Below are 10,457 nucleotides of genomic sequence, written 5' to 3'. Positions count from 1 at the left end.
CCGAAGAAGCGAGCGCTGTCGCCGATGGTGAAGTTCTCCGCGAAGACGCGGCTCTGGTCGGTCGAATTCAATCGGCAAGCCCTTACCGACGGCAAGATCGTCTACGCTCTCAGCACGCCCACGGCATCAGAGTTGTCAGCTGGAAATAAATGCGCCAGGTGAGTAGCGGCTGCCGGACAACTTGGCGTGGCCGCGACACGCAAGGTGAGGTTTTTGGGGCGCCTCCCTCATGCGCGCGCTTGGAAGGCTTCGTCTTGAAATACAGCCAGTTGAGAAACGCGTCGGCGTCCGTGAAATCAGCGCCACCGATGCGCCTCCGCAGCGCGTCGATGGTAGCGCACAATTGCGTGTATCGTTCGGCCGACAGCGTTGCGACAGTTGGACTTCGAGGCGCGCCAATGCCGATCGCCGCTAGGGCGCCGGAGGTATTGCCGTTGAAGACAGCGTACCGCTTCGGGGCGAAGGTGCAGAGAATCGCCGTGATCATATTCACGCCCACGCCAGGAATACCGAGCGCTAGCTGACGCATCTGCTCGTAACCCCGTTCTGGCGCGAGTTTGGCTGCCTTCCTGCCCGCGGCGAACAGTGTGATCGTCTTCTTGGGATGATCGAGTGCCGCCGACCCTCGTCGATGAATGTCGCCGGAATGCCAGAGATGTTGATAAGGCTCTCTTGAAGAAATCAGATTGCTTAGATTCTCTGCGAAGACGCTCCTCATTTCCTTCGAAATCCTCGGCGCGTTGCCGAGATCCGCGATCAATTGCTGAACCTTCAATGCCTTGTCCCGATCGGTCCGGCGCTTCGCCAGCGCGGAACGTTCGGTCTTGTCTGCGCGGTACTGGCGGAGGAAGCCATTCAAGCGCCGCAGATCGAACTGTGCGGCGAAGTTGTCTTCGAGCTCTTTCTCAAGTTTGCGTCGCAATCGCTCGGCGTCTTTGTGTCGCGAGGCATATTGCCCAAGCACCAGGTCATCGAGTTCTTGGAAGCTGCCGCTCTCACGAAAATCGGCAAAGGTGACTTTCAGATCCGACGACAGTTGTTCGTCCGAGTTCACGGTCGCCAGGATTGAAATTTCATCGTTTGTTGTCAGGGCGCCGGTCGTGAGGTTCGCTGACCCGATCAGACACCGAACCTGGCCTTCGCTTCGTCCGACATAGGACTTCGGGTGAAAGGTTGCGGTCTTGCCGTTTGCAAGAAACATTTCGAAGGCCCCGAACCGCTTCTTTATTGCGAGCAAATGCGCGAGCGCCTTTGGCTCGGTGATGTAGAAATCAGTACCGAGGAAAGCTTCAATTTTAGCGCCCTGCTTCAGGCGTGCCTCTAGGAGCAGCCCGATGATCCGTGCGCCACCCTCTTTTAGGAAGGCGACGGCGATGCTGATCTGCTCAGCGCCCTCCAAAACATGGGCGACAGCGGTCCGATGATCATCGGACGCCTTGTTCTGGATGAGTCGCATGCCGGTACATCCCCCTCAATGGCAGAATCCGCCGTCTCGAGAATAGCGGCTACCGTCCGATTTACCGCCATCTAATAGATATCCGTGTGCGTCAATTGCAACGATGTTCGAGATGTCCGCCGACAATTGTAACGAAACCTCGGATAGACTGCCGGCAGCTCACGAGCCAGGTAACAGACGACGGCTTTCGGGAACGGATGGGGGCACTTTATACGACCGATATGGCGCATTGCAGCCCGTCATTCTTGGGGCCGATAGCGGACTGGAAGCTTCGGGCCTCGGATCTTCCATAACGGACCTTCAATTCGGTGCGAGTATCTTCGTGACGTGACCCGAAGCAGACGCTTCAACAGGCCTGCTTTCGGGCCAACCGGCTAGAAAGTTCTACCTTGAACTCTGAGTGAATTCCCCGGCTTTCCTGAAACACGACCTTCGCCCTGCCTGCGCAGATGGGCGATCGAGCCATATTGGCCAGCTTGGCGCTAGCCAAGCTGCGATTTATTTTCTCGAGTTTGAAACGGATCTCTGTTAACTGATAAGGGATTCGGAGAATCTCATGTCGAATCAGACCGTCGCAAGCCTATTTTCGGGAATTGGTGGATTCGAGGTGGGTTTCGCCAAAGCGGGCCTAAAGACGTCCCTGATGTGCGAAAAGGATTCTGCGGCACAGGCCGTCTTGCGAAGCCGCTTTCCGGAGATCAGTCTTGTCGACGATGTCACGGCCATGCCTCGTCTTCCCAAGTGCGACGCCCTTGTCGGTGGCTGGCCTTGCCAGGATCTCAGTCAAGCTGGACGGATGGCTGGTTTGGACGGCAGCCAGTCCGGGCTGGTGTCGCACGTGTTCAGGTTGCTCGACGCTACACCGAAGAAGCCGAATACTATAGTTCTCGAAAACGTTGCGTTCTCCCTAAATCTGCAGAAGGGCAAGGCAGTACGGTACGTTACCGCCGAGCTAGCCGAACGCGGCTACCGCTGGGCGTACCGCGTGCTGGACACTCGGGAATTTGGGCTTCCGCATCGACGCCGGCGCATTTTCATCGTCGGCATGTTGGAGGGTGACCCCGGAAACCTCCTCTTCGACGGTATCGACCGCGTAGCGCCCGCAAGCGATTGGGCGGCCAACATCGGATTTTACTGGACTGAGGGCAATCGTGGCGTGGGTTGGACCCCTGATGCAGTACCACCCCTAAAAGGGGGCTCCGGCCTAAGCATACCTTCACCGCCTGCTATTTGGACGGTGGAAACTGGACTGTTTCAGACGCCTGGCATCGAGGATGCGGAACGCCTTCAAGGTTTCCCCGCTGGCTGGACGGCGGCTGCCCGCGACACCAATAAGGGCGAGCGCGGGCGCTGGCGCCTTGTTGGCAACGCTGTGAGCGTGCCTGTGGCGACCTGGGTCGGACAACGTCTGGTGGCCTCGGAAGCCCACAGCCTTGCCTATCAGGAACACGGTACCGAGACGCTTTCCCAGCACAACGCGGCGTGGGGTGGCCCTAAGCAGACTTCACGCTACATACCTGGGGCGGGTGAAGGACCGGCAGACGAACGCCGCGTCTCGATCGCGAGCTTTGGCTTGAACGATGCACAGACATTATCCGTCCGCGCCGCCGAGGGATTTCTTCGCCGCTACATGAAGAGTGGGCTAACTAAGAACCAAGACTTCGCGCAAGCACTGGCGACCCACTGCGGTCTCGAAGAAGTACCCGCCTAAACGCGGCGGTAGTGCTGCCTTGTCTTGTAGCGCTCAAGCCCCTTAATGAGCGAGACCATGAAGATCCTTGTCCGTCGAAACTTCTCGGTAATGTCCTGAGTGCTGAATTGGGAACCGACGGTCTCGAACGTCTCGGCGCCATGAGCAAGTGTGTTGCGCATCTGTCTTATAAGGACCAGGTCGGAACCGCCGAGGCAAGATCGCGGTGGTCGCCATCGGCTTTCGATCCGCGCGACGAAGCGTAGCAATTCCTCGTTGTCGACATTTCCGGAAAACGGCAGACGGCGCAGGTCTGATTTCCAGTCCACGACCCCAGGCGCGAACCTGGCCACGTCGCGGATGAGGCTGTCGTGGTTGGCGCCCTGGGTGAGCCGGTCGCGGAAGTGAGCTCGGGCTATCTCTTCCTGCCAGTAGTCTTTCAGAGCCATAAAGCCGCCACCGCCTGCCAGGATCTCCTGTCGCAGCCCTACCAACGCCTCTCGGGAACCGAACTCTATGCAGTTGTACATCATGATGAAGGCGGAGGCGCGGGACGCCGTGATCGCCGCCGTTGCGCGGTAGAAACTGCGGCCGGGTATGTTGTAAACACGCTCCAGCGACTGCAGAGACTTTAGGTACTCGGACACGTCCTGCGCGCGGACGCGAAAGCGTCCCTCAACGCTCATACGGACGGCCGAGCAGGCTGTCGCGGACGTATTCGATACGCCCCCGGAGCTTCGGAGCACTGTTGCTGGCGTCCGTCCGCACCAGCTCCTCGAACTGCTTCGACCGCAGCCATGCATCCGATGGCGGCCTTAAGGCCGGATCGCTCCGTAAGGCGAGCGCCGTTCCAACGGCAATGGCTTCGAAGCGGACACGAGGAACGCGTTTCCCTCCATCCGGCCGATAGAAGGCCTTCGGATAGTACATGCGGATAAACTGCATTGTCCGCTCGAATTCGGCGCCCATCTCCGAGAGCCGCGCTTCGTCAGTGGACTTGTTCAGCTTGTCCATGTTGGAGTCGAGGAATTTCCTGACATCGTGGCGGAACGCCAGGTAGCGGTCGCAGTAGATGAAAAAGCGCGTGACTAGCTCTTGACGCTCGCTGCGAGCGTCGACGCCCTTGGCCATATGGGGCGTCAAGCTCTTAAAGAGGTCTGATGCAGCCCTTTCAATCACCAGATCGAGGAAGGCACCGCGGTAAACGCCTTTCCGTATTTCGGCGTCTTCAAGTCGCTTTCCTGATGTGTTGAGGCGCCTGAACAGCTCAACACGGGTGCTTTCGTCGGTTCCCTGGTCCAAGACGAACGAACGTATTGGCGTGTTGTTGAGACGCCGCTGCACCGAGGGCGGCAAATCGGCGAAATGATATCCGTTCAGTATGTCTAGCTTCTCGAGACCTCTCAGCGCGAACCCATCCCGCAAATATCGTACTAGGCTTCGGATCCGTTGCGAGCCGTCAACGATCTCCAAGCGCCCCTCGACGTCATAGAGGAATACCGGAGGAACTGGGACCCTGAGGATGAGGCTCTCGATGAAATAGGAGCTTTGCTCCTCGTTCCAAGCGAGGCTTCGCTGATACTCCGGAACGTAGATGTCCCCTTCCGTCTCGGCCTCATCGCGAAATTTCGAAACCACCAGTTCGACGGAAAAGTCCGTAACAACGTACCGAGCCTCCCGGCGCACATCATCGACGATCGCAGCCACTTCGTCCGGGTCTGCCAACTGCAGTAAAAGGTTCGACATAAGGTTTTGGTCCCGACAAGATGCATAGATGTCAGATTCTTGGCATGATCGCTAGCGAGGCAGAGAATCGGAACCCTGCGTCGCTCGCCCAACACTCGGCGCCGTGAGGAAAATGTCTTGACGGCTTTCGGTGAGGATGGTCAGATACTGGACGCAGAGTTCGAGGTCGAAGAAACGGCCATCGGGGTCGACATCGTGCTTCACTCGAATGGCGGCGTCTCCCGAGGCAAGCCCGCCTACAACCCGGACTATATCGCGACCCTTGAAACCATCTTAGCCCGCCTCGCGGTGCTCGGTGGCAATCTTGAGGGGGCGTGGGTCGACAGTAAGGCCCTCGCCGACCTCGACCCGAACGACCGTCGAGTTAAATTGGAGACGGCCGACTATCCCATTCGTCTATCCGACGTTTCCGATATCGGCGAACTCAGATTGCAGATCCGCCGGAGCGTTTCAACGATCGGAAGGTCGGAACGTCGATCTGCCGGCACCGGCAATAAAAGTTACGACTAGCGGTATCTTTCGACATCCGCCCTTCTCTTCCGAGACTAGAGCGCGTCCTGTTTAATCCGGTTCATATCCTGCGGCTTTGAAGTAGTTGGCACATTCGGCTGTGGTGAAGAGGTCGACGACCGCGCCGACCGTGTCCCACAACGCCTTGATGGTTCTCTCGGCCTTTGCTCGCAGCAGCGCCTTGAGTTTGGCGAAGGCGTTCTCAATCGGGTTGAAGTCGGGACTGTAAGGCGGCAGGTAGAGCAGGCTCGCGCCTGCGGCCTCAATCGCGTCGCGCACGCCGGCGGCCTTGTGGGCGGGCAGGTTGTCCATGACAACTACGTCGCCCTCCGACAATGTCGGGACCAGCACCTGCTCGACATAGGCCAGGAACACGTTGCCGTTCATGGCGCCGTCGTAGACGAAGGGCGCAGTCATGCCCGTCAGCCGCAGCGCTCCGGTGAAGGTTGTGGTCTTCCAGTGGCCATGCGGCACGCCGGCCCGGCAGCGCTCGCCGCGCGGCGCTCTTCCACGCAGGCGGGCCATCTTTGTGGAGAGGCCGGTCTCATCGATGAACACGAGCTTCGCCGGATCGAGGTCGAGCTGGCCGTCGAACCAGTCGCGGCGCCGCTTCAGGATGTCGGGGCGATCCTGCTCCAGTGCGTGCGCGGACTTTTTTTGAATGTCCAGCCGTGGCGGCGAAGCCAGGCGCTCAAGGCGCTGCGGCTGATGCGCACCGACTGCTCGGCGACGAGCCGCTCCACCATCTCGTTCAGCGTGATGTCCTTGCGCTCCTCGATCAGCCCGACGACGAAGGCTTCATGCGCATCGAGGCTGGAGGCACGGCGGCGGCCCTGCGGGCGGGGCGCCAGTTCGCCGATCTTCGCCCGCGCAATCCAGCGGATCGCGCTGGACACTCCCACGCCGAACCGCGCCGCCGCTTGCCGCGCCGACATGCCCTCGTCCGAAGCCTTCAAGACCCGCGACCGAAGATCCACGCTCAATGCTTTTCCCATCGTCAACCTCCATCGAGGTGGACGTTGAATCAGCACAAAACGCAGCCGTCACTTCACAATCGATTCATCGATCACAGGACGTGCTCTAGAACCGGCGTTGCGGGGCGGTACCGCCACCGCACAAGCCTTCATCGACTCACTTGTCGACTTTAGTACGAACGTTGATCAGCTGCCCCTACTCGCAAGCGCACCCGACCTGCAAAACCCCGAAATACGCAAAGCGGTGTGGGATTTGACGCGCGATGCTACTCCGATCATCAAGCACCGGATTAGCCGATACGTGGAACGCGGGCCGATCGGAGCAATGGTGAAGCTAACGAACAACCACCGGTGTCAGGGCTGCGACGTCTTGGGTCAGGCTTGGGCCACGTTCTTCAAACCGGATGGTATGCCGTATGTCGAAGCTCACCACGTGGTGCAGGTATCGACACTCAGCGTTGATGTGCTGGGGCCGCAAAACGTCATTACGGTCTGTCCAAATCACCATCGCCAGCTTCACTTCGAGGTCACCACGGTGCTGCACCTTGGCGACGAATTCGAATTCATCCTCCCTCCGCACCTCGCGTTCCGGATTCGGAAGTTTTCCGTCTGAGACTAGCGTTAAAGCTTCGATGAAGGCGGTGTGGTTGGCTCATCCGCGCATCTATCGCCAGTCGCAATATTTGTAGGAGCGGCTCCAGGTAGTCGTTACGCTTTATCTCGCATTCCCACACCTCCACGACAGCCCAGCCCCGCGAACGCAGTGCGCCCGCAGCAGCGGCGTCACGCTCCCGATTGCGCCTAAACTTCTCCGTCCAGAACGCGACCCTGGACTTTGGCGTGGTCGCGAGATGGCAGCCCGGATGGCGATGCCAGAAACAGCCATGAACGAATACCACGACCTTTCGCCGGGGAAAAACGAGATCCGGCGTTCCCGGGAGGCCCTTAACATGAAGGCGGTATCGCAGACCGGCGGCATGAAGAGCCGATCGCACTTTCATCTCGGGCGACGTGTCCTTTTGCCGTACCGAACGCATTATCCTGCTGCGCTGTGAACTAACGGGATAATCGTCGTTGTCTATATGGTCACAGGTCATGGTTCTCAGTGCTCATTAGGGATGCAGCCGCCTGCGACGCTATAGGCGAACGTCGCAAAAACAGCCGCCTTCAGGCGCCAAAGTTGGCCGGACGCGCCATTCACGCTGAACCGTGCATTCCTTGAGGAGTCGACTCTCAGTCAAGTCTCACCGCAAGGAACGTCCCATCTAGACCGTTGAGAACTGAGAACGGTCGTTTAAGGCTCGTCACCTGCTCAGAGATTGAGCTAGCATGATCGTGGTGTTCGTCGGTAACTCGCCATGAGCCCATTCCCTGATCAAAGAAGATCGTGCCAGAGCCACGCGGCGTTCGAAATTCAAGGCGACGGCGGTGCGGCGCGGATTGGACTTGTGACACCTGCACTTTCGGCACCACCTCGACAAGCGATTGCTCCATAACCGCCGTACGCGTAACTAGGTCGGCCCAATCCCTATGCAACCACGGTCCTGTACGAGCCCCACCGCCGGTCTTGGCGGCGAGAGTCTGCACTTTGACGTTGGTGTCATAGTCGCTGAAGGCGGCGACCACTTCCGTCAGGAGACGGATGGACAGCGGATTGAACAGGTACTTGTCCGAATAGCGAATCTCCAAACACGGGGCAGCGAATACCTGCGCTAATTCCGTCGAGCGCGCGCGCAACAGCGCCCTGAGCCGGGCACCGAAACCCGCGGCTGGTCCGTCGAGCTCATCAGCAATCTCGAAAATGGCCTCACTGCCGCCGGCCGAGAGCAGGGCGGATACATCTAGCCGCTCCCGCGGCGCGGCAAGCGCCGTTGCACCTCGTACCACCGGAGCATCGGAGACAGAGCCCCAACCAATACCCACGGCCTTCGCGGATGCAGACGATGATGCCCAGGCGGTTAGCCCACGTGTCGAGACCACACCCGCCAGCCAGGCGTCGTTGTCGACTTCGTTTCGCGCTACGATGTCGACGCGTGCGCGCTGAGCCCATAGTACCACGTTCCGACGCGTGACGGCATCGGTAGCGGTCAGCGCGCTCGCGTCGACTGCGATCTGCACCCCGCGCCCGCGAGCGCCCCAGCGTTCCAGAACGGGCGCCATTTGCCAAGTCTCCAATTCCCACTCTGCAGGAGGCCCTGACATGAACACGACCAGTGTATTCGACGCATCGTCCCCAAGGCGGTCGGAGAGTGCTTGGGGGAGAGGTGCGGATTCATATTCGGTGGCAGGTCCGAACAGTCGGAAGCGCTTGGGAAGGTCCAGACTGCGTCCAATGGCGGTGAGTAGGGAATGCGCTGCCCTCCGGTCGGTGCCTTCGACCGCATGTTGGCTATCAACCGAGAGCACGCAGCGAGGGCAGGCGAATACTGCATCGGGATCGCCACAACGGCCCAACTTGCTGCAGTCCAGCAAGTCTCTAGCCTCGTTAAGTATGCCGATGGGATCACGAGCTATCGTGGCAGAGAAGCCGGCGCCTCCGCTCGCCCGGTCGAAGACAGCAGCGGTCCAATTGCGCTGGCCGGCAGGATGGATGGCGGGAGGCGCCGCAAAGCCCATCTCGTCAGCATCCACGCCGAGGCGACGCGCGGCCGCTTCTCTGATCGCCAAAGCCACCGTCAGCGCCACTTCACGGCTGGCGCAGTCGTAGAGTTGTATTTCGCAGACGTCGGTTCGAATTTCGTGACCGAGTCGTAGATGGCGCGCCACGGCATAGGGGTTGATCTCCGGCGCGCCTGTGCAGGTGCGTTCGTCGGCCGCACGGGGGCCTCCGCGAAGTGGACGGTGCCCCGCGAGGGACCCGGCGCCATCCGCTTGGTGTTCGGCTTCCGCGCGGCCACAGTGCAGGCAGACCTCGAACCCATGGCCGTGCGGACCTGGATTGAACCAGAAGACCAGACCGTCCGAGCCGGTCCGGAGGCGCCCGACGTTTGGGTCCGGGAGAGCGCGCCAAGCCAGAGTGCGCGCCGAGACCCAGGGGTCGACGAGCATTGAAGTCCCGGTGTCCGAGGGGTCATCATGAACTTCGTAGCGCGCGTCGACGGCAAAACCGGCTGGAGCGAGGAATCGCATGATCTTGAAGTCAGAGCTGCCGCAATCGGGGCAGGCGCCGGGAGACACGGCGGATGGCGCCGACAGTAACGCGCCGCAGGACTGACAATGGCGCATCTGACGAAGGCTTTGCACCTCCCGCACACCGGCCTTATCGGCGGGACGTTTCCAATTCAGCGTGACGCCCGCGGACTCTCGCACGACACCGTCCACCACCAAGCTCCGCCCAGGCGCATACTCGAATATGGCGATGTCGCGTTGTCGGGATGGGTATCCTCGAGAACTAAAGCGGTTCTCGCCAGAGTCCTCTCGCTTGTGTCGCTCGACCCCAGTCTCCGTCACGAAGGACACCACGTCGCTCGGGAAGCCATATGACGGTAGGAATCCGCGACCGGCGAGTTCACCCAAAAGGTAATTTCCCTGGAGCCTCCGACGTTGGAAGTCCCGCGCCTTGGATACCACAGAGGTTTCGGCATCCGGCTCATCGCCCCTTAGTGCGTCCCATTCCGCGCTCAAATCCGACTGAATGCGCTCGATCGTATCCCGGACACCTTCGAAGAGGTCGGGGTCTGGTCGCACGGGGGTCCCGCGCAACACCTCCTCAAGATCCGATGTCATCGTCTTGAGACCTGCAGCGGCGGCGTCGAGCCATGCTAGGAAGCGACGCCAAGGCAAGTTATTCAGGACTTCTGCGCTGAGTCCGAGGCCGAAAAAGGCGCCATTCGTCAGTTTGTGAAGTTCGGCGCCCTGAGTGGCCAGAAAGCGCGCAAGAAGAAGGGCGTGGGCGTGACGTCGAGCGATGGTTGGGCTTTCGAGACTGACCACCGGCGCGGGCGCTTCTCGCGCCAGGAAGGCGCCGGGATCTGCGAACGCGAGTCGGTCGAGCGGTCGATCCTTGCAAATCGTCAGGCCAAGAGCGATCGGCTGACGCGCCCGTCCCGCCCGGCCGACACGCTGCCGGTAATTAGCGATC

Annotated in this window: 10 protein-coding genes; 4 read left to right on the top strand and 6 right to left on the bottom strand. The window is 60.2% G+C overall.

Features of this window, described 5'->3' with window-relative positions:
* Nucleotides 1–109: 109 nt before the first annotated feature.
* The gene (locus tag EOA60_RS06555) at nt 110–1,456 is read right to left on the bottom strand and encodes a hypothetical protein (RefSeq protein ID WP_127335660.1); all 1,347 of its coding nucleotides are present in this window, start codon (nt 1,454–1,456) and stop codon (nt 110–112) included.
* A 556-nt stretch (nt 1,457–2,012) separates the two neighbouring features.
* Here EOA60_RS06555 and EOA60_RS06550 point away from each other — a divergent pair.
* A complete protein-coding gene (locus tag EOA60_RS06550) occupies nt 2,013–3,167 on the top strand; it encodes a DNA cytosine methyltransferase (protein WP_091595092.1) in 1,155 nt (384 codons plus the stop codon).
* On the opposite strand, the gene EOA60_RS06545 is transcribed toward EOA60_RS06550, so the two are convergent.
* Both EOA60_RS06545 and EOA60_RS06540 read right to left on the bottom strand, forming a co-directional pair.
* Entirely contained in the window at nt 3,164–3,832 is a 669-nt protein-coding gene (locus EOA60_RS06545) for a hypothetical protein (protein WP_091595094.1), read from the bottom strand. The two genes, EOA60_RS06550 and EOA60_RS06545, sit on opposite strands and share 4 nt — an antisense overlap.
* Entirely contained in the window at nt 3,822–4,853 is a 1,032-nt protein-coding gene (locus EOA60_RS06540) for a DUF262 domain-containing protein (protein ID WP_245492568.1), read from the bottom strand. The genes EOA60_RS06545 and EOA60_RS06540 overlap by 11 nt, the downstream gene beginning before the upstream one ends.
* A 156-nt stretch (nt 4,854–5,009) precedes the next feature.
* Between EOA60_RS06540 and EOA60_RS06535 the strand changes: the two genes are divergently transcribed.
* Nucleotides 5,010–5,402, top strand: coding sequence for a hypothetical protein (locus tag EOA60_RS06535; RefSeq protein WP_091595098.1), 393 nt, complete (start codon nt 5,010–5,012; stop codon nt 5,400–5,402).
* A 51-nt stretch (nt 5,403–5,453) separates the two neighbouring features.
* Here EOA60_RS06535 and EOA60_RS06530 read toward each other — a convergent pair.
* Nucleotides 5,454–6,397 (bottom strand): IS630 family transposase gene (locus tag EOA60_RS06530; protein ID WP_164784121.1). Its coding sequence is split into 2 segments (ribosomal slippage): nt 5,454–6,061 and nt 6,061–6,397, totalling 945 coding nucleotides; the frame shifts between segments, so codons are not numbered across the junction.
* A gap of 97 nt (nt 6,398–6,494) precedes the next feature.
* Between EOA60_RS06530 and EOA60_RS06525 the strand changes: the two genes are divergently transcribed.
* Nucleotides 6,495–6,989, top strand: coding sequence for an HNH endonuclease signature motif containing protein (locus EOA60_RS06525; protein ID WP_091595100.1), 495 nt, complete (start codon nt 6,495–6,497; stop codon nt 6,987–6,989).
* Here EOA60_RS06525 and EOA60_RS06520 read toward each other — a convergent pair.
* Together EOA60_RS06520 and EOA60_RS06515 are read right to left on the bottom strand one after the other, a co-directional pair.
* Nucleotides 6,940–7,473 carry a very short patch repair endonuclease gene (locus EOA60_RS06520; protein ID WP_091595102.1) on the bottom strand — a complete coding sequence of 178 codons (534 nt, stop codon included), beginning with the start codon at nt 7,471–7,473 and terminating at the stop codon, nt 6,940–6,942. The two genes, EOA60_RS06525 and EOA60_RS06520, sit on opposite strands and share 50 nt — an antisense overlap.
* Nucleotides 7,474–7,609: 136 nt before the next feature.
* Entirely contained in the window at nt 7,610–9,697 is a 2,088-nt protein-coding gene (locus tag EOA60_RS06515) for a DUF1998 domain-containing protein (protein ID WP_206628104.1), read from the bottom strand.
* Between the two features lie 519 nt (nt 9,698–10,216).
* Here EOA60_RS06515 and EOA60_RS38175 point away from each other — a divergent pair.
* A partial coding sequence (locus EOA60_RS38175; RefSeq protein WP_206628103.1) for a hypothetical protein occupies nt 10,217–10,457 on the top strand: 241 nt, incomplete at its 3' end.

It is taken from the genome of Mesorhizobium sp. M1A.F.Ca.IN.020.06.1.1, from assembly GCF_004023265.1.
GTDB lineage: Bacteria > Pseudomonadota > Alphaproteobacteria > Rhizobiales > Rhizobiaceae > Mesorhizobium.
The sequence above is the reverse complement of the archived record's forward strand: the minus strand, read 5'-3'. Positions and strand labels throughout refer to the sequence as shown.

Bases quoted from the DNA above. Each gene is read 5' to 3' on its own strand.
- EOA60_RS06550 (WP_091595092.1), top strand. From the start codon at position 2,013: ATGTCGAATCAGACCGTCGCAAGCCTATTTTCGGGAATTGGTGGATTC.
- EOA60_RS06545 (WP_091595094.1), bottom strand. From the start codon at position 3,832: ATGAGCGTTGAGGGACGCTTTCGCGTCCGCGCGCAGGACGTGTCCGAG.
- EOA60_RS06555 (WP_127335660.1), bottom strand. From the start codon at position 1,456: ATGCGACTCATCCAGAACAAGGCGTCCGATGATCATCGGACCGCTGTC.
- EOA60_RS06520 (WP_091595102.1), bottom strand. From the start codon at position 7,473: ATGACCTGTGACCATATAGACAACGACGATTATCCCGTTAGTTCACAG.